This window comes from Sulfitobacter sp. M05 (genome assembly GCF_029285175.1).
In the GTDB taxonomy this organism is placed as follows: Bacteria; Pseudomonadota; Alphaproteobacteria; order Rhodobacterales; family Rhodobacteraceae; genus Sulfitobacter.
The window spans coordinates 1-20,781 of the sequence record NZ_JABEDH010000011.1 but is presented as its reverse complement, the minus strand read 5'-3'; the positions used below and the strand labels follow the sequence as shown (position 1 = coordinate 20,781).

The 20,781-nt window shown below is 56.8% G+C and carries 21 protein-coding genes and 2 pseudogenes; 11 read left to right on the top strand and 12 right to left on the bottom strand.

Features of this window, described 5'->3' with window-relative positions; genetic code table 11:
* From HKX44_RS19805 to HKX44_RS19795, 3 genes and pseudogenes are all read left to right on the top strand, one after another.
* Positions 1 to 162: pseudogene (locus HKX44_RS19805) on the top strand (IS481 family transposase); the annotation flags it as partial.
* A pseudogene (locus tag HKX44_RS19800) lies at positions 163 to 549 on the top strand (IS30 family transposase); the annotation flags it as partial. It lies immediately after the preceding pseudogene.
* Positions 550 to 734: 185 nt separating this feature from the next.
* Positions 735 to 1,394, top strand: coding sequence for a hypothetical protein (locus HKX44_RS19795; RefSeq protein ID WP_276153086.1), 660 nt, complete (start codon positions 735 to 737; stop codon positions 1,392 to 1,394).
* Positions 1,395 to 1,401: 7 nt separating this feature from the next.
* On the opposite strand, the gene HKX44_RS19790 is transcribed toward HKX44_RS19795, so the two are convergent.
* A complete protein-coding gene (locus tag HKX44_RS19790) occupies positions 1,402 to 1,998 on the bottom strand; it encodes an SMC-Scp complex subunit ScpB (protein ID WP_276153085.1) in 597 nt (198 codons plus the stop codon).
* 2 nt (positions 1,999 to 2,000) lie between these two features.
* Complete coding sequence (locus HKX44_RS19785) at positions 2,001 to 2,885, bottom strand: DUF1403 family protein (RefSeq protein WP_276153084.1); 885 nt, start codon at positions 2,883 to 2,885, stop codon at positions 2,001 to 2,003.
* Positions 2,886 to 3,041: 156 nt separating this feature from the next.
* Between HKX44_RS19785 and HKX44_RS19780 the strand changes: the two genes are divergently transcribed.
* Positions 3,042 to 4,139 carry a tyrosine-type recombinase/integrase gene (locus HKX44_RS19780; RefSeq protein ID WP_276153083.1) on the top strand — a complete coding sequence of 366 codons (1,098 nt, stop codon included), beginning with the start codon at positions 3,042 to 3,044 and terminating at the stop codon, positions 4,137 to 4,139.
* 16 nt (positions 4,140 to 4,155) lie between these two features.
* Here HKX44_RS19780 and HKX44_RS19775 read toward each other — a convergent pair whose 3' ends face one another.
* The 10 genes from HKX44_RS19775 to HKX44_RS19730 all read right to left on the bottom strand — a co-directional run bounded on the left by HKX44_RS19775 (position 4,156) and on the right by HKX44_RS19730 (position 13,803).
* Positions 4,156 to 4,458 (bottom strand): HigA family addiction module antitoxin, encoded by a 303-nt coding sequence (locus HKX44_RS19775; RefSeq protein WP_276153082.1) that lies wholly within the window; start codon positions 4,456 to 4,458, stop codon positions 4,156 to 4,158.
* Entirely contained in the window at positions 4,448 to 4,738 is a 291-nt protein-coding gene (locus HKX44_RS19770; protein WP_276153081.1) for a type II toxin-antitoxin system RelE/ParE family toxin, read from the bottom strand. The genes HKX44_RS19775 and HKX44_RS19770 overlap by 11 nt, the downstream gene beginning before the upstream one ends.
* Before the next feature lie 61 nt (positions 4,739 to 4,799).
* Positions 4,800 to 6,113 (bottom strand): plasmid replication protein RepC, encoded by a 1,314-nt coding sequence (repC, locus tag HKX44_RS19765; protein WP_276153079.1) that lies wholly within the window; start codon positions 6,111 to 6,113, stop codon positions 4,800 to 4,802.
* 240 nt (positions 6,114 to 6,353) lie between these two features.
* Complete coding sequence (locus HKX44_RS19760) at positions 6,354 to 7,397, bottom strand: ParB N-terminal domain-containing protein (RefSeq protein ID WP_276153078.1); 1,044 nt, start codon at positions 7,395 to 7,397, stop codon at positions 6,354 to 6,356.
* Positions 7,394 to 8,749: an AAA family ATPase gene (locus tag HKX44_RS19755; RefSeq protein ID WP_276153077.1), complete on the bottom strand. Its 1,356-nt coding sequence runs from the start codon at positions 8,747 to 8,749 to the stop codon at positions 7,394 to 7,396. Before HKX44_RS19755 ends, HKX44_RS19760 begins: the two co-directional genes overlap by 4 nt.
* A 364-nt stretch (positions 8,750 to 9,113) precedes the next feature.
* A complete protein-coding gene (icmT, locus tag HKX44_RS19750; protein WP_276153076.1) occupies positions 9,114 to 9,437 on the bottom strand; it encodes an IcmT/TraK family protein in 324 nt (107 codons plus the stop codon).
* An 18-nt stretch (positions 9,438 to 9,455) separates the two neighbouring features.
* Complete coding sequence (locus HKX44_RS19745) at positions 9,456 to 10,751, bottom strand: hypothetical protein (protein WP_276153075.1); 1,296 nt, start codon at positions 10,749 to 10,751, stop codon at positions 9,456 to 9,458.
* Positions 10,748 to 11,827, bottom strand: coding sequence for a DotH/IcmK family type IV secretion protein (locus HKX44_RS19740; RefSeq protein ID WP_276153259.1), 1,080 nt, complete (start codon positions 11,825 to 11,827; stop codon positions 10,748 to 10,750). The genes HKX44_RS19745 and HKX44_RS19740 overlap by 4 nt, the downstream gene beginning before the upstream one ends.
* 131 nt (positions 11,828 to 11,958) lie before the next feature.
* Entirely contained in the window at positions 11,959 to 12,606 is a 648-nt protein-coding gene (locus HKX44_RS19735; RefSeq protein ID WP_276153073.1) for a type IVB secretion system apparatus protein IcmL/DotI, read from the bottom strand.
* Positions 12,607 to 12,618: 12 nt separating this feature from the next.
* Positions 12,619 to 13,803 carry a hypothetical protein gene (locus HKX44_RS19730; RefSeq protein WP_276153072.1) on the bottom strand — a complete coding sequence of 395 codons (1,185 nt, stop codon included), beginning with the start codon at positions 13,801 to 13,803 and terminating at the stop codon, positions 12,619 to 12,621.
* 156 nt (positions 13,804 to 13,959) lie between these two features.
* Between HKX44_RS19730 and HKX44_RS19725 the strand changes: the two genes are divergently transcribed.
* From HKX44_RS19725 to HKX44_RS19695, 7 genes are read left to right on the top strand one after another with little or no spacing between them, the layout of a single operon-like run.
* A complete protein-coding gene (locus HKX44_RS19725; RefSeq protein ID WP_276153071.1) occupies positions 13,960 to 14,616 on the top strand; it encodes a hypothetical protein in 657 nt (218 codons plus the stop codon).
* A gap of 15 nt (positions 14,617 to 14,631) precedes the next feature.
* Positions 14,632 to 15,180, top strand: coding sequence for a hypothetical protein (locus tag HKX44_RS19720; RefSeq protein WP_276153070.1), 549 nt, complete (start codon positions 14,632 to 14,634; stop codon positions 15,178 to 15,180).
* 16 nt (positions 15,181 to 15,196) lie between these two features.
* Positions 15,197 to 15,622 carry a hypothetical protein gene (locus HKX44_RS19715; protein ID WP_276153069.1) on the top strand — a complete coding sequence of 142 codons (426 nt, stop codon included), beginning with the start codon at positions 15,197 to 15,199 and terminating at the stop codon, positions 15,620 to 15,622.
* A 16-nt stretch (positions 15,623 to 15,638) separates the two neighbouring features.
* Complete coding sequence (locus HKX44_RS19710) at positions 15,639 to 18,659, top strand: ATP-binding protein (protein ID WP_276153068.1); 3,021 nt, start codon at positions 15,639 to 15,641, stop codon at positions 18,657 to 18,659.
* Positions 18,656 to 19,570, top strand: coding sequence for a hypothetical protein (locus HKX44_RS19705; RefSeq protein ID WP_276153067.1), 915 nt, complete (start codon positions 18,656 to 18,658; stop codon positions 19,568 to 19,570). The genes HKX44_RS19710 and HKX44_RS19705 overlap by 4 nt, the downstream gene beginning before the upstream one ends.
* Positions 19,567 to 20,301 (top strand): hypothetical protein, encoded by a 735-nt coding sequence (locus HKX44_RS19700; protein WP_276153066.1) that lies wholly within the window; start codon positions 19,567 to 19,569, stop codon positions 20,299 to 20,301. Before HKX44_RS19705 ends, HKX44_RS19700 begins: the two co-directional genes overlap by 4 nt.
* Complete coding sequence (locus HKX44_RS19695) at positions 20,298 to 20,687, top strand: hypothetical protein (protein WP_276153065.1); 390 nt, start codon at positions 20,298 to 20,300, stop codon at positions 20,685 to 20,687. Before HKX44_RS19700 ends, HKX44_RS19695 begins: the two co-directional genes overlap by 4 nt.
* Positions 20,688 to 20,781: the final 94 nt, after the last annotated feature.

Sequence of the window (20,781 nt, the reverse complement as noted above, 5' to 3'; positions counted from 1 at the left end):
CGAACGCACCTCACAGACTTCATGGCAGCATACAACTTCGCGCGTCGGCTCAAGACCGTCAACGGGCTCACACCCTACGAATACATCTGCAAGATCTGGACATCAGAGCCGGAAAGATTCATCTTGAGCCCGATCCACCAGATGCTGGGACTGAACACCTAGCGCGACATCAAACGGAATCGATTTGCGGACACGGAATTGCCCGAACTGAACGGCTACTATGCGCTGAACGCCCAGGACATGTATGAGAAGCGCCGTGCCATCCATCGCAAGATGATCGTCCATCCCGAGCTGAAAGCTGCAGTAGAGGATCGTCTCAAAGCTGGGTGGTCACCGGAACAGATTGCGGGTCGGATGCGGTTGGAACGCCACCCAATCCGGGTGAGTCATGAGACGATCTATCGCTTCACCTGCTCCAAAGACGGCCGCGCAGAACAATTCTATCGCCACCTGCCCGAACATCGGAGACGCCGCAGGCCGCGGGGCTATCAAGGCGCGGGCGGCGGTCGGATTGTCCTGCCTGATGAACAGATCGCTGCCAGAGATGAGATTCGACGCACGGTTGCTCGGGAAGCACTCGGCCGTTTCGCCGTTGGCGAGGAAGAATTGATCAAATGCTGCAAGTTCCTGGCGGAACGCTGGCATGCGTGGTCCCGAGAGGGTCGCCCGATCGCAGCTGCTGCGTACAAGATTTTCTCGCGGAGGGCGTGCGCCTGCTCCAAGTTCACCACGGCATGTCGTTCGACGATATCAATGCGATTGTTGGATTTCAGGGAGGCGGCGGTCAACGCACCCTCGAGATCATCTGGCCGGATTGGGCCAAGGAACAAACCGAGCGCTTAGTTGCAACACTCAAGGCCCAAGACCTAACGAAGGAGCATCTCGAGGCATTCGCCGCGTTCCTTCAGACCGCCTTTCAGGACGCTATCTTTCATCGCCTCCAATCCTTCGAAAGACATGCCTTCGAGTATGGTCACGCGCGTCTCGCCGGCATGCACAGTGATCTCCAAGGAATGTCAGTTGCCGACGAGCAAGCGGTGCGGGCCATGGGTGGGCAAGGAACGCAGCTTGCGTACATGTTTCGCGATCTTTGGAACGGCACCGACGTTGTGCGGATTATGAAAAGGAACAAGACGCTCTTGGAGCAAGGCAAACCTCCAGAGGAGTTGCTGGGTGCTATCAATGCGCTGCGGGAAAGGGGTGGTGCTCATGAGGTTGCTGCTGATCTGATTCTGGCCGCTCGAATTCGCGGGGCAGTTCATCACACGCTCCAAATCAGCAACCAATTGGAACTCGAAAAACGCCTAGTCCGTGACTTGCGTGCGGCGGCGCTGACGCACGTTCATCTAACTTCAATACAGGTCGACATATCTGAACTCCCCAATCCAGAATGACGGCGGTTCATCCGCTAGCAAGCATGCCAGAATCCTCAAGCTGCTCGCGTTCTGGAAGGTCCTCCAGAGATGCCAGATCGAAGGCCACGAGGAATTGTTCGGTCGTCACATAGGTGTAGGGCGCCCCGCGCCTAGGACTTCGCGGCCCGGTTCCAATCAGCCCCCGTGTGTGCAGTCTTCCGATTAAATCCCGGCTGATCTCCCTACCGAAGATGTCCTTCAGACCGTCGCGGGTCAGTGGCTGGTGATAGGCAATCGCGGCCAGCACTGCGACGTCGAACTCGTTCAGGTCCAATTGCTGATCACTGACATCCGCGGCAGCCCGGATCGCCGGCGCGTACGCAGCCCGGGTCCGGAACATCCAGCCGCTGACGACCTGGGCAAGTTCAAAGGAGCGACCCTCCAGATCAGCGGCGAGGTCCTCGACCAGCAGATCCACCGAAGCCCCCTGCCCTACGATCCGCGCCAGATCTTCGCGGGCGACCGGCGCAGCGCTGGCAAAGAGCACCGCCTCGATCCGGCGCATCCATTCCCGCCAGCGCAGCTCGGGCGGCAGGTCGGACAGCTCGCGATCCAGTTCGGGGTCAGGGCGATCCTTTGCCATCGCTACACCCCGTAGAGCCGGAAAGTATCGCGCCCGGTCAGCTCGCGCACCGCGCCGAGGTCGACCAGCCGATCGCAGAGCCGCCGCGCGGCGCGATCCGGCAAAGGCAGGGCCGATGGCGCCACCGCGTCGCGGGACAGGAGCATCTCGACCGCGTCCCCCGCCCCCTTGGCCCGCAGCTTCGGCGCGACCGCCTTCAGGTGCGCGGTCCGCCGCGCGAGGTCGGCGGCGAGACGCACAGCCTCGACCGCCGAGGAGACAAGCGCGCGATGACAGGCGAGACGCAAGTCGTCGCCTTGCTTGCGCAGGTCAGCGCGTTTCAGGCCCGGGGCCAGCAGCGGCACGACACGATCCCAGCAGAGTGCCTGAGCCAGGACCGCATCCGCGAGGATCAGTCCTGCTACGTCTGCGCGCGGCGTCTCGCGCACTAACGCCTCCAAAACCATCGCGGCCCGGGTCACCGGCGCCCCTTTTCCGGCATCAAGCCACGCAGCAATCTGGCCCGGCACGAGGGTCGGCAAAGCTCTGCCCAGAACCTTGATCGACACCGGCCGCTCCACCGCGCGTTGCCAAGACTGACAGACCGCGCCCGCCGGACCGGGCAGATCGCCCGGACGCAGCAGATGCACCGCATCGCGCAACTCCCCTGCCCGCTCGGGCCGACCGGCAAACGCGACACAAGCTTCGGCCGCGCGCAGCGCGAGGCGGTCCCGCAACAAGGCTTGGGGCACATCCGCGCGTCCCAACACAAGATGCAGGTGGGTCAGCGCGGCACCCGACAAAAACGCTACATCTTCAGGGGTTTCAGCACGCATGGAGGTGACCCAGGCGGGCATCCGGGGTAACGTGTCGGGGTCGCTGATGTGATCCGGTTGGGCAAATGTCATGCCCGGAGACTACACATGTGCGGCGCTTTAGTCCAGAAAATAGCGCGAAAACCGCCCCGCCTTGCTGTTCTGCACTATGTCCGGTAAGGTTGCCTTATCGGACGTTAAAATATATGCTGGGAAACAGTTCAATTTCATTACTGGATTTACTGGAAAATGGCCTCAGAGGACGAGAAACAGACTTCATCAAACTCTGGTGCATCTAGTATTGCTCAGAACGACGAGAGAGATCAAGAAAAAAGTGATGGCATCACTCTGCCCTCCCATGTCGCTGGATCGGGCTCTCTCGACCGTCTCGTGGATACAGCCCGTGACTATGCACGTCAGGCGACCTCCGAGAACACCAACAAGGCTTATGCCAAAGACTGGGCGCACTTTTCAAGCTGGTGTCGCAGGCGAGGCGCAAACGCACTGCCACCAAGCCCGGAACTGATAGGCCTCTACATTGCGAACTGTGCAGCGCCTGATACCGAGGCCCCTGCCCTCTCGGTATCGACCATCGAGCGCCGCCTGTCTGGCCTTGCTTGGCACTACCAGCGGCGTGGCTTCATCCTTGATCGCAAGAACCGCCACATCGCCACGGTGCTGGCCGGGATCAAACGCAAACATGCGCGGCCGCCGGTCCAAAAGGAAGCGATCCTGCGCGATGACATCCTGGCGATGGTCGCCGCCCTGCCCTACGATCTGCGGGGGCTCAGAGACCGAGCAATCCTGCTGATCGGCTATGCGGGCGGGCTGCGCCGCTCTGAAATCGTCAGCCTTGATGTCAGCAAGGACGACACTCCAGATTCAGGCGGCTGGATCAAAATCATGGACGAAGGTGCCCTGCTCACGCTGAACGCCAAAACCGGCTGGCGTGAGGTCGAAATCGGTCGCGGCTCTTCTGACCAGACCTGCCCGGTGCATACGCTTGAACAATGGCTGCATTTCGCCAAGATCGATTTTGGACCTGTGTTCGTCCGCACGTCCCGTGATGGCACGAAGGCTCTGGAGGCGCGGCTCAGTGACAAACACGTCGCACGTCTGATCAAGCATACTGTTCTCGACGCGGGCATCCGCAGTGAGCTTCCGGAGAAAGATCGCCTCGCCCTGTTTTCGGGTCACAGCCTACGAGCTGGTCTCGCGTCCAGTGCCGAGGTCGACGAACGCTACGTCCAGAAACATCTTGGGCATGCCTCAGCAGAAATGACCCGCAAATACCAACGTCGTCGCGACCGGTTCCGGGTCAATTTGACTAAGGCGGCGGGACTGTAGGACCTCCCCTGCCCTATCAGGCGACGTTCTGCAGCTTTTGCACCTTGATGTCGTCCTCATGTCGCCGCGCCTGGGCCAGCTCATAACTTGTCTGCATGCGCAGAAGCGTGTCGGCCTTAATGCCAAAGGCTTTCTCGAAGCGGATTGCCATCTCTGCCGACAAGCCTGCATTGCCATTCAGCAAAGTGCTCATAGCCTGCCGCGAGACGCCAAAATGATCGGCAAGATCCTTCACGCTGATGGACGCAGGTTCGACGATTTCCGTCTTTAGCCAGTCACCGACATGGACCGTCAGCGACGGATGCATCTCAAGAGCCATGATAATCCTCCAGTTCCATATCTATCAGCGCACCCTCTTCGTTCAAACGAAACGTGAGCCGCCAGTTTTTCGTCACGGTCATCGACCAAATGCCTTTTCGATCACCGGTCAATTGGTGCAATCCATAATTTGGCGGCGTCGCCAACTCTTCCAAGCTGCCGGCGGCATCGATGAAGGCCAGCATTTTGCGAAGCCTGCTCGTGTCGCCCACCAAACCTTTCGGGTTTCCTGTTTCGAAGAACCGCCTTAGACCCTTGTGGCCAATACTCTCAATTTTCATATCCGTACCTACAGAAGATGTGGCAATATGTCAAGCGTCACTTGACGCACGACGCATATCGCTAGAGTGCCCGCTCGCTCAATCTACCATAGAAGCTCCGATCGAGGTGCAATTCGCCCGTCTGTGCCTTCTGGATCATGCCCCTGAGATAGCCGCCTGGCGAGGAAACCTCTCCAGCGGAGTGCTTGTCGTAAATCAATGCAATTGCCGCGGCCGCAACTTCCGGCCCCAGCGCCCTTTGAGCCACATTCCAGGCGTGTTCGGAGATTCCGACCATCGGTCTGATCTTCGCGGCGGCTCTGTGGACCCCGTTCCAATCACGAATATATCCTTCCAGACCACGGGCCATCTCTCCAAACTCTGGACAGGTTGCCATCAACATCGGTACGTCAATGTCAGACCGTCGCTTTCTGGTTTGAGTGCTCCATTCGCCTTCCAGATTCACGCCCTCATCGCTATCAACCCGCTCCTCGGGTGGATATTCTGGCACACCACCCGCCGCGTGCTTTTTTTCAAAGCGGGTACTAATTACAGGATTAGGTTGATTTGTAGTTAGTATGTGGGTGCTGTTTTTCGCACCCATGGGGGCAGTATTTATACAAATAGATACAACATTATTATCTGTCGTATCGTCCTGTGGGACAGCAGACTCAGCGTCTGATCGCTCCGGCCAGTCAAAAGCGTCCTCAAACGCGGCTTCTACGCGATGCTGAAGGGCTTTGAACCAGTTCACGAGGTCAAGGAGCCTCTCGGGGCCAGTGGTGCGCTTAGGAAGCCGCTCAAGCAGCAAGCCAAACTCATCGTGCAGATCGCGCCATGGACCTCTCAGGCCGTTCTCCAGTGCCTTCTCGATCTTCGCACGGATCACACGCCGTGTGACGGTGATCGAATTACGCAGAGACTTGCAGAATTGGCGCTGCTCCTGCAGCTGCGCGTGTAACGCTTCGAACTCTTCGGCGCGGGCCGCTAGAGGTGCGAGATCAAAGCCGTAGGCCTCAACGATGTAGCCATCCCTGTCCCTGGCCCCGAAGCGCTTCCCGTTTGAACTGTCCTTCATCCAGATAACGCCAGCTTCACACAGGCGTCGGATATGGCAACGCAATGTTGTCAAAGAAAAACCTGTCTGCTCCATCAGGAAGTTATTGGAAGGCCAAACAATGGGCCGCCTGCCCTGCTCCCAATCCTGTGTCTGTGTAACGGCACCAAAAGTGTCTAGAAGCAAGAGATCTTGCGACTTGAGACCGATCGCAGCGGCCACCTTCTTTGCCGCAACTATTGCTCGTGTTTTGGGTATAGATAGCTGTTCACCGGCTTGTGCGTGCTTTTCAGCGACCACAAGGCCCGGTGTCGGCTTGCGCCAACCTGTATGTGTCATGAGTGTTTCAAACCTCCATCAGTTGAATGAAGGCAAAAGAATCCCGTTCACCAAATCGGTGTTGTTTCGTTGACTTCGATTCGCGAGAGAGTTATCTAAGTCTTGCAACAGAAATTAGATCAGCTCTCAGGCCGCGAGGTTTGGGGGCTTTTCTTTTGCCGTTAGATCACGTGACGTTCCTCTCTGCTCTTTGCCTCAATTGGGGTCGAGCGCCCTTCCCTGTCGTTGCAGGTGAGCGTTTCATTTCTTCGACCCATGTTCCTGTAGATAAGCTGCGATCATGTCGCCTAAGCCCTCTAGGCTCTGCTTATCCAAATCTACTCCCGCAGCGCTGACCGATAGCTTTCCACCTTGTGATGAAACAGAAAGCTTCTCTCGCCCGAACTTGCGTATGATTGTTAGCTTCTTCGTTTTGGCCGTACCTTTAGCCGCCTTATCCGGACCCTTGACCAGATCAGCAACAACTTTCTCGAGCTCTCGATGGCTAAGCGCATAGACATTCTTGCACGCGTGCAAGATCTCATCGCGTGCCTTCAACACGGCCTTCCCCCTCGAAACGTGGCTTTCGTGCACACCGATGATGCTCGCAAAACTAACAGCAGTTACCTTCTTGTCAGGGTTCGAAGTTTCATAGCGATCAAACATCTGGCCAACTGATAGAAGACGCTCGAAAGCACCGAGGTTTTCGCGCTCTTCATTTTCTCTGAAGCGCATGAACAGCATCTCAAACTGATCGTCTGAAACCCCTCTCTTCTCCGGCGACGCCAGAATGGCCCTGACAGGCCGACCGAGCTTCTGAGCAATGGCATGCCGTCTACGACCGGTAATTAGAAAAAATGGAACGCCAGCACAGTTCTTTGGATCTAGCGGATCGGGCTGCCAGCTCGGATCGACAGGCCAGACCTGAATCGGTGTGTCTTGGCCATTTTGTTCAATGCTTTCGAGTAGGGAGTTGAAAGCATCCTGATCTATCCAATCATCTCGTCTATCCGTTCCAATCTCATCATTGATTTGGGTGGGATCAAGTTCCAGCTCATGCTTTCCCTGTAGAATATGTCTTACGATCTCCGCACGCTTCTCATTCAGAAGGACTTGAGTGTCGCTAAGGGCTCCCGCTTTCCAAGCACTACCTGAGCCGCCCATCCTAGGTTTCAAACCTGTGGCAGGCTGAGGTGCGACAGCCGTAGCGTCCTGAACGCGCTCACTTACGACGTCTTTAGGTGGGGCGTCAGCGGTCTCAGCTGATTTCTTGCGTAAAACAGAGCTACTGATCGAACGCTTCATTCTGCATCCTCTCCAAAGTCATAGAAATCTTCCATCCAAGCGTCTGCATAACCTCTTTCCAAACCGGGCCACAGACGTGAGACGATCGCGTCGTTCACAGCATCAGCGTTGTCGATAAAACGATTGATGCCTTTCTTCTTGCCGGGGGTATCTGGCTCGTACTCATAAACTGATTGGTAGACGTCAGAGGCATTAGAGATAGCATCTGAACGCAAATAGAATACGGGAAGCACTTCGTCCGGACAGTTTTCCAGCAGGTTGCTTACCTGCTTTAAATCTTGCTCATTTGTTCTTTGGACTATGGTTGGCAGCAACATGTTTGCACCTGCGCCGATATCCAACCGCTCATTCGCGAATATGTGACGCAACATAGTCAGCAGTCCCGTGACAAATGTTGAAAGGGTAGCGATGTCGAACCCCTTCATCGTCTGCGGAATGATAAGTGAAGAAGACGCTATGACGTTGTTAAGCTGAAAAAGAGTAAGAGCAGGCTGATAGTCAATGATGATGCAATCAAGCGTCTCGACCAGAGCTGCATCGAGCTTTGATTTATCTACTTTCCCATCACTCAATAGCTCGTTGGGTTTAGTGACTGGGACGTGCCCATCACGCCATCGATCAATTGCGTCCTTCAGAAATCGATAGAACCGTTTACCAGGGATATCTGCGCGCAGAATTCTTGCGATCTGGATTTCGCCCTCTGACGTTTCACCGTGAGCAGGCAACAACCGTACGCCAGGCCACGAAGTCTTCTTGAAGAACGTGTCCAACGTCGGTGCATCGTAGTCCGTGAAAGGAAGATCTTCGGTTGTCTGAAACAGACCTGCAAAATCCACCATAGTAGGCGTGTTCTCATCCGGCATGGTCGGCATCTCTTCGCCACCGACAAAATACAGCGTTATTGTACTTTGGGGGTCTGCATCCATGATACCCACACGCATGCCGTAGTGCAGGCTGAGATATTGTGCGAAGTGCGCAGCTGACAGAGACTTTGCCGTACCGCCTTTCTGACTAGCAAAAGAGATAACCGGCAGAGGATCACCGGGCTTCCGCCATGCGAGATACTCGTATGGACGTTTTCCCGTACCTGCCAATAGCGCGCGAATATGCATCAGCTCCTTAAGAGTGAAGACGCGCTCTCTACCCACGTATTGTCCAGCCGGGAAATCTTCATGATCTTTCGCCAGCTTTGTCAGGTGCTGATGACTAACGTTGAGAAACCGTGCGCACTGACGCATTGACCAAGAGCGCTTGATGCGATCTCGCATCGTGAGCTCTTTGTTGACAGACACCATGGTCTTATCGAGCCCTCTGGAGAGCTCTTGCAAAAACTGTTCTAGATTACCGCTCATGTCGCATTCCGATTTTCCGATTCTCTTGTGGATTCGGTTCACACATGAACTAGCACGTTTTTTGATGTTTTGTATAGATACCGTACGCACATCAGACTTTCGCGCACATTTCGGGCTAGTATACGGCGTCACCGCCCATCTTGCACGCGTGCAAGATGGGCGGTGACGCTGATATGATATCGCCTCCAGAAGGACACCAAACACTATTCCACGCCCTTCAAATCAGACGGCAATGACACCTGCCGAAACGGTCCGGCAAACGATAGAACTGGAGCACGCCAAATCGGCGCTATCGAACTCTTGCACGCGTGCAAGAATCTCACATTTGCGATAGCGCTATTGGGGTATTCCTTTAGACACATATCTAATTCACATCTCTTCTAAGCGCATCAGATCCATAATCTACCATTGGCCGAAGCCGCGTATACGCCACAGCTGAGCGGAACGGTCCTACGAGTTTCGATCTAAATAAACGCAAGACGTTCTCCAGCGAGTATTTGAAGTAGTTCGCACTCGTGAACCCCGCGATGGCAAACACCAGCATCGCAAACGTCCACCACCGGATATGGAAGACGAACAGTATGATGAAGAAGATCAACCGCGCATCGAAAAACATCAGATGCGGCCGCGCCATTGCATAGCGCCAATGCACCGTCGAGCGATAGATGTTGTATCTGTCTTCAGCCATTGCCTCGCTCCATCACCCTCATCTGTCCGGCCACACAACATTGCTGGTGAACAGGACGCCAATGATCTGACGCGATCTCAGAGTGATCAGCGGACCGTTGGGCGCACTCCGCACAAACTCTCCGGCCAGATCGTTACCAACTTCCGCCAATCCCTTATACAGCCCCTGTTCGATAGTGGCTGCCGGACGTGTGACACCTGTGACACCGCCAAGATCGATGAGCGATGTCCCAGGGTCCGACAGGGCGTCACCTACCCCAGATACAAAAGCCGCTGCGACGCGCGGCGCATATCGTGCGAACAAACGCCGGTCCACATCCGTTCGCACGGCGAGTGACTTCTGACGGGCATCAACCGCATAGGCAGATATCGGGATCTCGGTTCCGTCCTCAAGCACCGCGGAGTCAAACTGGACCATAAGATGGGTGTTGTTCTGATTTGGTGCAAACCTACCAAGCAGACGCGCGCCTGTCAGCGGACCTTTCCGAATTTGTGCGACCACCGGTCCCGGTGTGTCGCTGTCATTGGTGATGATGGTCGTGGCAAGAACAACATCGCCCGCACGGATGAGAGGCTCTGAGCGGGCAGGGGTGCTGGATTGTCGTATAGTACCCTCGCTCGTTTGACCCGCCACATCGACGTCTTCCACGGGCACAAGGTCTTCTTCAACTACGACGGTCACGGCTGAGGGCTGGGCAGTCCATGCGCCAAGCAGTCCTTGCTGCTGCGTCGCCATCAATTGGGCGAGCTGGTTGATACGGGCGTAGTCGGGTGCTTGAGGCTGGTTTGGGATCGGTTCGGCTTGCTGTCGCACGGGCTGCTGACGGTCAATGACCACGGTTCTGGGTTGCTGAGTTTCAACAGGTGCGTTTGCCGGGGGCAGGGGGCGGTTCGGGGTCGGTGCGATAGCAGGTGGTTTCTCATCAATCTGACGCAAGGGTTCATCGGGTGTCGCAATAAATGAGGTATCAGTGTCTTGCGCAGTTTGCGCACCGTCCTCGTTTTGTTGCCGCAGATTGTCCTGATAGCGCTCTGACGTGCGCAACTGATCTCCGGCTGGCGTATCATCCACGTTCGGTGTGCCCGCAACACGGCTCGGGCCAATGAGGTCAGGGTTCTTCCAAACCTCGAAGCCAACAGCTCCTCCAACAACCAACACGGTGAGTAAGGCAATGTTTCTAAATGACAATAGCCCGCCTTTGCGTCCGCGCGTGACGCGTCCTGCGTTGGCCCGATCAGCGGAATCAGCTGGATTGGCTGCAGAGCCAATCTCCGCTTCATCATTGTTTTCATTCGGTTCTTTTGAATTGCTCATTGGGAAATCCTCACTTTTGAGACGCGCCCGTTCGAAGAAATGAGCGCTACAGATGTGGGTCTGATCCGATAGGCTTTGACTTGACCGGGGCCGGTTAGAATGCGGGACGCAGGCGGCGAGATAATCGCATCTGCCGATTGCAGATAGATTGCGCCGTCATAGCTCCATGCCTTAACGGCTCCATTGTCAGTGGACAGGCGCACGGCATTGCCCGGAATATCCGCGCCCGTCGCAAACGCCATCATCACATCGTCGGAGGCCCGCGCGACCGGTTCGCTCTGGCGGGTCTGGAGAGGCCTTGAAGTCGCATTTGGCCCCAACCCATGCACCGTGAAGTCGCGGCGATAGTGTGTATTGAGTGAGTTCGTGCGCACTTCGAATACCAGCGGCCGGCTCTCACCCACGAGGGACACAACGATGTTGGAAAACCCGTGCGGGACGAGCGGCGTGACCGCCAATTGGTTGGAGCCTTCCTGCATTGCATAGACCTGAAAGCTATTCGGCTTGCCGATCACATAAGATGCGATGGGCCATGCAGCACCTGTCTGGTCGTAGAACGCCATGACGCTCACTGTGTCCGGACCAGTCAACAGGACCTCTGGCTCCTGTGCAGCATCGAGGGTGAGCCGCTTTGCGTCCGAAATAGCATGCGGGAACTGGCCTGACGGTGGCGTTGCTGCCGCTTTCTGGCTTTCATCAACGCGGCGGCGATAGTCCTGGATCATTTCGGGCGTCATCGGGAACTGGCTTTGGAGCGCCGCACCGTAGGCCGTGATCTCTTCGGGCGTCAGGGGGCGGTCGAGATCGTCCATGCTTTGCAGCAGCTCTGTGGCACCCACGATTGGGAAATCACCCGGTGGCGTCGTTTGCTGCTGTTGATTCGGTTGAAGGCGCTGATTGATCTCGTTCTGTGTGAGCGGCTCTGCACCGGTGGGCAACGGCTGCTGACCGGGTGCGTGTTCTGCACCATTCTCAATGGTGACAACTGTCGTGCCAGTGTCGGCACCCGGCAATGTCGCTGCCGGCCGGCTTGTGATCTGGGGCAGGCGGGTCTGAACCTCAGTTCCAGGCGGCACGGTCTCATTGCCATTCGCATCTCTTAGCACTTGTTGTGCTTGGATCGGTGTGATCATCAAACCAAGCAAAAGGGCGCTTCCAAGGCTCGTCGATTGGCAAAGTTGCCTCAAAGATTGATATGTAGGTCGCATCAGGCGCCTCCGGGAGCGGCGATGAAACGGGAGATTGCCATCGCATAGGGGGATTCATAGGTTTGCAGCCGTTCAATATTGACGGTGATCATGAAGTTCTGACCTGTCACCTCGGAAGCTGATTGGTAGGTTACGCGCAGTGGGATCTGTACGATCCATTCGTAGACCCCGCGGTCATTGATGCCCTCACGGACGATGACTGCATTATTGGCGACAGCCGTCGTGTTGAGACGGCGGGTCTGCACCAATTCGAGCATCTGACTTTTCTGCACGGCATCGACGAACTGATTCCAGCCAATCGGCTTGGTGAAATACTGCATCGCGTTGTTGAAATCGGCACGATAGTTCGCAAAGTCATAGGTCAGAGAGGAGGTCACTGCTTTGACCGCGAAGTTACTCACCTCAGCGGCTGATTGGTGCGGCTTGTCGAGAGGCACAAGCGGTAAAAGCTGGCCATCTGTCGTGGTCGCAAAGTAGCGCGGCTCGGGACGGTTGACGGCGAGATAGGCGGTTGATGCCGCCAGCACGGTAGTAGAGAGACCAAGACCGAGCGCGATCTTGGCCATAACCTTGTAGGATATCTCAAAGGTGCGTGCCGACCGCAGGATGGATTCAGCAGCGCCAAGATGTTCATTATCTGGCAGCATCAGCGCATCCCATCACTGGCTTGCGGCTTTGGCGACACTCAGAATATTGGTGGGAAGCTCTGAGAAGGCGAACTGCGCCCCTTGATCGGTTTCATAGAGGAAGAACGGGACACCCGGCATCTTGTTGGCGCGCATCCAATTGATGTTATCGACGATTCCTTGGACGACTGCCTTATCGGCCCGGGTGGCATCCATCTGTGCCACGGCGGCCGTCCCTCGCGTCTGCGAGGTCATATGCGCCATGAAAGTCTGCGGGATATCTTGAGAATGCAGAATCGACAGGGAGGTGTTGAAGCCTTGAACGCCAGTGATTGGCGCTGGAATGATCCGCAAATCGATTGATCCAGATGTAATTGGCCCCAGCATTTGATCGATTGTCCACTGACAGTGCGGACATTCTGGATCGGCTAACATGTAGACGACGGGCGCACCGGGGTTTGGCGTTCCCGCAGAAAACCAGATCCGTTCCTCTCCTGCCTGTTTGAAAATGGTGTCGATTCCCTCCTGAACCTGCGCTGAGGGTTGTTCAACCGCCGTAATCGGCGCTGAGGCGATTGTCTCCGTTGGTGTGTCTGTGGTCGCAGGATTAGAGAGCGGAGCGGCTTGGGGTGGTGCGTCTGCCTGCAATTGCGACAAGACAGGTGATGTCGTCCCAGTCGGTGCAACTGCCGTCGTTTGTAAACTTGGTAGAGACGTCATCGCATCTTGGGTCGTTGGTTCTGGTGTCGTCGAGTTTGGTTGCGGCGTGAGTGCCGTGTTCGATGTGTGGGCCAATGATGCAGGGGCAATCGGCAGCTTGGCATTTGGATCGGGCACGGTTGCGAGCAACGCTGCCGTGATGTCTTCGCCTTGCGGCCCAATGATGCGCCCTACAATTGTCAGGCCATCTTCCGTTGTCAGTGCCGTCGCAGGATTTCCATTCTCATCTTTGATCGCCCAAGCCTGCATCTCACCAATTTTCATAAGCTGGCGAACGTCGGGATCTGTTGTGGAGATCATTGTCTCGATGAATGAAGACGTGCCCGTGCATCCTGCAAATCCCTCTTTCCAACTATGGTCCTGCGCGTGGCCGATCGATGCGGTCCCCACCAACATGATCAAAGCGAAAGCGGTCATCGATTGGCTTCCGGTGCTCGCGCGGACTGCTTTTTGCAAGCCGCTGCATCGGTGACTTGTTCTTTTTTCTACATTGATCATCACTGAAATCCTTTTCTCGTGGGGGGCCATCAAAGTGCTTTACTACAAGGTATCTATCGTTATATATAACGATATACTTTTTATAGCCATAGCGTAATTGCGAGATACCCTGACCTAACAGTTCTTGCCCAAACGCCTCATCCGGAAGGATCGTAAATGTCAGAGTCGGACAGAGCATTGAATGTGATGCCGATTCCGCATGCGGACAGTTTCGCCGACCACTTCCAATCCCCGCGCGACACGCAAAACAGAAGCACGATATTCCTGGCACGTCCCGAAAGACCACTCGCGGAGTTCATCAACGGCTTCTTCAAGCTCTCTCTCGGTATTGCCGTCTTGGCCTTGGTTGGGATTGGCAGCGTGTTTGCCGTCAATGAGATGGAACCTCGGCGTGAGATCGCACCGCTTGTTGTCGCGTCGGTCGCACCAGAGCAGTCTGCGGAACTCGTCGCGCTGCAGACCGAGGTTGCGCTGCTCACAGAACTGGGCGTTGAGATGCGCGCTGAACTGGCGCTGCTGACGGGGCAGGGGGGTGTTCTGCCTAAGCTGGTCATCAGATGGCAGGAGCAACGCCGCGTGAATGCAGCACATGCCAACGCGATCCAGCAACTTTATTCCACCACGAGCCTTATCGGAACTGCGATGCCACCTGCCGACGCCGCCGACGCTGCCGCTTCAGACGAGAGCACCGGACGCCCCGTCCAAGTCACGTCTGTCGTGGCATCGCAGGACGACACCCCAAAACGCGTTGTGCTGATCCCCGAAGCCGAAACCGATGTCCAGCCGAACACTGAGGGTGGGGCAGGTGAATGATGAAGGCAATTTTCTATGGACGAGCTGACCGCCTTCTTCATGCGGGTGACAGACATCCTGCCACCGGCGCAGGCGTTCGTGGCAGCGCTCTGTTTCGCACTGGGCATTATCCTCGTCATCATCGGCAGCCGTATGATGCTGGTCACGGCGGAAGAACGGTCCCACGCCCATCACAGACGCCACGGTTACTATCAGGCGCTGACGTACATCGTGTTCGGTCTGTTGATCATCTCCCTCGATCTGACGCTCTCCGCCTGGATCGCGTCTCTTTACGGAGCGAGCAACACGACGGCCAGTGCTGCCAGCGAGATCATGGCCTATGCGCCAGAAATGCTGTCGCCCGTCTCAGGTACGCCGGGCGAAGCCATCCTGATCGCGCTTGTGCGGGTCGCGCAGTTCATCGGATTGCTGGCCGTCGTGCGCGGACTCTTTCTTTGCGTCAAATCGGCGGACATGCCCGCACAGGGCCTGATGGGCAAAGGCTTCATCCACATGATCGCAGGGATCATGGCGGTCGATCTGCCCCGCACCGTCGGTCTTTTCGAAAACCTCTTCTTCGGCTGAAATAAGGAACCTCTCCATGCGTACGAAACGATCCAAATCTGACAAACCAACCCTACGTCGCAAATCATGGCGATCTGTTCTCACGCGGTCCGCTCTAGCATTCACCTTCGGAGCCTTCTGGGCAACGCAGGCTTTTGCGCAGACCTTTGGCGATATCTTCACCGAGATGCGCTCCAGCCAACTTGGTCCTGCCGCTGACATCCTCGGCACCATCTCGTTTGTACTCGGCGTGGTCTTCGCGATCATGGCCGTGATGGCAATGATCAAGCGCTCGCGCAACACCAACGACTCCTCTGTTGAGACCGGCCGCATTCTGATGCTCAGCGTTGCCGCCGCCTGCATGGTGGCGATCCCGACCTTCCTGAATGTCGGCGTCGCCTCGATCTTCGGCACCGGTGCGAACCAATCGTCGGTAGACGCTCCTTTGCGGTCGTTGAACTAAGGAGGCGTATGGATCGATGGTCGCATTCTGGCATCAAGCTGCAGCCCATCTGGGCCGGGGAGCGCTGAAAGCATCTCTGGACGGCTATTGCCGCCTGGAGACCGCCCACGGCAAAACTGCGCTTGTGGCTGACGACGGCTCGATGATGTCACTCTTTCGGCTCGACGGCTTCCGGTCCTTACCGGGAGAAGAGGATGTCACCGAGGCCTGCGATAAGCTGCGTGTGGGTCTGTCACCGTTTTTCTCCAAACCCGGATTGGCACTGCAGTTCTGGTTTGGGCACTCGCCAGAATTGGGTGCACGTGAGGTCGAAACCATCATTGATGACAGCGCCCGTGTTGCCCGCGACAATGCGCTCGACCTGCATGATCTTCTGGATGAGCGCCGCAGACTGCTTCCATCCAAACTCTATGGCGAGCGGTGTTATCTGGCGCTGTGGTCAAGGCCATCCCTGCTAACAGCAGAAGACCGGAATGCCAGCCTGAAGCAACGCACGAAGGTATTGAACGCCGCGCCACCGATCTCCCTGGGTCAAATTCCTGACACCGCGCTCGAAGGGCTGGCAATCCGGCATGACAGCTTCGTCACGGCGCTTGGACGCGAGTTCAACGCCGCCGGCATCGCCCTCGACCTGATGGACAACTATGAGGCGCTGAACGCCATCCGCAAGATCGTGGCTCCGGACACCTTGGGGTTCAACCATCCGTGGCGCGCGACTTTGCCGGGCGACTTCCTCAAAGCGCGGTTGCCGAGTCTTGGGCGTAATCTCAAGCGCAAGGACATTTCCAACCTCGTTTGGCCAAAGCTCTCGGAGCAAATTTTCACCGACCATGCCGAGGTGATCGACGGCAAAATCGTGCGTATCGGCAACACGGTGTTTTCAGGATTCGACATCGTGCTGCCGCCCGAGATCGTCGTGCAGTTCAATGAGCTGATCCGGCGTGTGATCGCCAACGGCACCAAGATTTCTTGGCGCTGCTCAATCCTCATGGAAAGTGGCGGGTTCGCGGGGCAGGTGTTTCGCGAACAGCTGGCACGGTTGCTGGCCTGGACGGCCCCAACCCATAATGGGCGCATCAAAGAGAGTTTCGAGCGGCTGCGTCAGACGGATGGTGACGGAAATACAGTCATCCGCTGGCGTGCCTCGTTCGCGGCCTGGGCGCCTGCCGACGAGGTCGGACAGTTGCGCGCCCATGTCTCATCGCTCCAAGAAATGGTCAAGTCTTGGGGCAACTGCCACACGAATGCGGTGGTTGGTGATCCGCTCGATTGCGTGATGTCATCTGCATTGGGTTTGTCGACCGCCTCCACCGCCGAAAGCTGTGCGGCCGATCTGCTCGATGTGATCGCCATGGCCCCCATCGTGCGACCGGCCTGTCCATGGGAGCGAGGCTCCATTATCTTCCGAACAGCTGACGGCAAACCGTTTCCCTATCAGCCGGGCTCCTCGAAACAGAACGCCAGCGTCGACATAATGGTCGGCACGCCGGGGTCCGGCAAATCAGTTTTGATGAACGCGATCAATCTCGGCGTGGCACTCTCACCCCAATCTGGCAGGGGTGGCAACAATCAGGCGATCCTGCCGCGCATCGCCATTATCGATATTGGACCGTCCTCGTCGGGCCTGATAAGCTTGATCCGCGACGCCTTGCCGCCGAACCGCCGACATGAGGCGATGTTCCACCGCCTGAAAATGGTGGACCGGGATGCGGTCAATCCGTTTGACACCCAGCTCTGCTGCCGCAGACCATTTGCCCACGAGCGCTCATTCCTTGTAAATCTGATTTCTCTGATCTGCACGCCGGAAGATGCCGATGCGCCGTATGACGGCGTCTCGCAACTAGCCGAAGCCTGTGTGGATGAGGCGTATCGGACCTATTCAGACGAGGTCAGCCCAAAGCGCTATTCGCCGACTATGGATCTCAGGGTTGATGACGCGCTCAAAAAGCATCATTTCGAAGTCGATGAGGAGACCAGTTGGTGGGAAATTGTCGACTTTCTCTTTGAGAAGAGCGAGCACCACGCGGCTGCCCTCGCGCAGCGGCTTGCCGTGCCGATCCTCGGCGATCTCATTCCGATCTCCAATGCGGAGACGGTGCGTGAGCCGTTCATCGAAATGCGCGTGCACTCAACTCAAGAACCGATGGTCGGTGCCTTCCAGCGTCAGATCACGGCAGCGATCAAGCAATATGTCATCCTGTCCAACCCCACCCGGTTCGATGTCTCAGGTGCACGTATCGTGGCCTTCGATCTGGCCGGTGTGACCGAAGCCACAGGCAAGCGCGGGCGCAAGCAGACCGCCGTCATGTACATGATGGCGCGTCAAACACTGACGTCAGATTTCTGGCTTGATGAGGATGAGATCAAAGGGTCCGATCTGCCTAACGATGTCCGCGCGCATCACTTGCTGCGGTTTCAGAACAACCGCCAGATGCCCAAGCGCATCTGTATCGATGAATATCATCTGACCGGTGGGCTCGGCATCCGCGATCAGATTGTTGCCGACGTGCGTGTCGGGCGGAAGGCAGGAGTGCAAATCTCGCTTGCCAGTCAGCTTATCGGGGATTTTGACCACGCAATCCGCGAACTCGCGACAAACATCTTCCTCTGCAACGTGCCGACCGCCGAGAGCGTGCGCACCGTTATGGATACCTATGATCTGCCCGCCAGCTTGAAGCCCGTCATCAGCCGGTTGACCGGTCCTGAGCCGGGCGAAGGCGCGCCAATCGTCGCCATCTTCAAACTCAAATCCCAGACCTATGTGCAGCATTTTTATAACCAGCTCGGACCCATCGAGCTTTGGGCGCTGTCGACAACAGCCGAAGACACGGCTTTGCGGGCGATCCTTTATGAGCGGCTTGGCAGTGCTGAGGCGCGGCGCATCCTGGCGCGACGCTTCCCGGCCGGATCAGCAAAAGCAGAGATCGAGGCGGAACTCGAAGGGTTGATGTCGTCGGGCAAGATGATCGACGAGTCCGCGCGCTCAAACGTTATTTCCCGCATGGCTGACGATCTGGCGAAAGGGGCATTCCAATGAAATTTGCACGCCAACCTCCGCGCACTCGCACGCGCTCGGCATCTCATTTCTTTTCTTGGCCGATCTACACAGTCGTGCTGCTGGTCATTATGTGGGCGCTCGCAGCCTTTGCGCAGGACACTGAGAACAACAACCAACCGGGCGGCGACATCGCGGTTCAACATCTTTCGTTCGCGCGCAACGATCCGCAAGCACTGAGCATCGCACGCCGGATGTATGGCCGCGAGTTTACCTATGTGAAAGCTGTTCGGGTTTGGCTCGAAGCACCAAACGATGATCCAGAGCAAATATTCCTGAAGATCGGCAAAAGTCGAAACTGCGAGACCGAGTGTTTTAACGTCGCACTGTTCCACAATGAACAGTGGCTGGAGATTTACCGCAGACCGGCCGTAGACGCGCTCGGGCTATCAGCCGTGACACCGACGGGTATGCGCTCGATCATCGAAGACGGCCGTGTCTGGACCTGGAATGGGCAGGCCTACGCGCCGCAACCCAATCAAGAAGGCATGGTCGAGCGCGAAGCCGACGAGGAAGAGTTGGCCCTCGTGAGCAAGGAGTTGGGTGCCAACATCGATGAGACGACAGCCCCGTCTTTCGGACCACCAGAGGTCGTTGTCTATGAGGTCGATATACTCACCGGCGGCGAGAAAATCATCGTTGTCAACTCGCCCTACTTTTGTGGCCAATCAACGTGCCCCGTCTTCTTGATCAACAATCTCGGCCAGTCTTACCGCATGATCCAGGCGCTTGAGGGTGTGATCGGCATTTCGAAGACCTTGCGCGATGAAAACGGCTTTCGCGGGATCGAGACATTGAGCCGCGGCGGTGTGACGGTGACCTCGCCGTCGACCGGTGCGCCCATGGAGACGATCCCAATCCAACCCGTTGCGGTTGCGGGGACTGTCAAATGATCCGTCGGAGATTCATCCGGTATCTCGCGCTTGTGCTTGTTTTCTGGGCGGCAGTGGCACTTGCGGACGAATATGCCGATCTGATCCGCACACAGGAGTCTGGCGGCAATTATGGGGCGCTGAACACACAAGGGGGCACTGCGGCAGGAGCCTACCAGATCACGGCAGGAACGCTCGCAAGCCTTGGCTATGTGCGCCACACCGGTGGGTCGCGCGGCAGCTGGAGCAATTACGAATGGACATCACAGGCGACGGGTCAGGGCGTCTCCTCGCTCAGTGGGTTCTTGAACTCTTCAGCGGGTCATTCCTTGCAGGATCAAGCGTTCAACACGCTGACCACGCGCAATTGGTCCGCTCTGTCTTCTCAAACGCGGGGCTTGGCAGGACAAACCGTCAACGGAGTCGCCTTCACCGAAAGCGGTCTGTTGACGGCGGCGCATTTCCTTGGCGCGGGTGCTTTGAACAATTGGGTTCAGAGCGGGTTCGATCCAACCGTGTTTCCGCCGGAATATCTCACCGCAAACGGCTTTAGTTCCTACGCCGAACTGCAATCGCATCTGATGAACCGGATCGGGGCGGCGTCCGGCACGACATACGCGGGCGGTGCCGACACTGGCGGCACTTATGAACAAACCGATGGTTTTCCGGGCTTTGGGGCCAAGAGACCCATTCTCATTCGCGAAACACCTCCGTTTCAGGGTGAACGGACCAATCTTGGAGGCACTCAATGATGAAACTACGGAAGCATGACGTCTGCTACGTCCTAAGCGCGGCGTTGATCGCGGGAATGGCCCTGATGGGTACGCCACATGCGCAAGCCCAAGCCAACGATCAAATCCTGCAACTTTTCCCGTCCGGCGGTCAGGGCTGCAGCGATACGGTGAAGCTGAACCTGACAAACGCAATCCGCTCAGGCATTGAGGCTGAGGTTTTACGCGGTGAAGAGGCGCTCAAGAAACCGCATTCCATCGCGGCTCTTGGATGCCTAGACAACCTGCTCGACGTTAATCTTGATATCGCGATCCAGGTGCCGAACCTGCAGGGCATCTTCCAAGCGGCGGTCAGTCAGGCACAGGGCCAAGTCTGGACCTGTCACGGTTTGATGCCGCTCCTTTGATAGCATTTATTGCAGCAAAGGAGATGAACTATGGGACTGAAACGGACGGACGAATTCCGCCAAGATGCTGTGCGGATTGCATTGACAAGCGGGC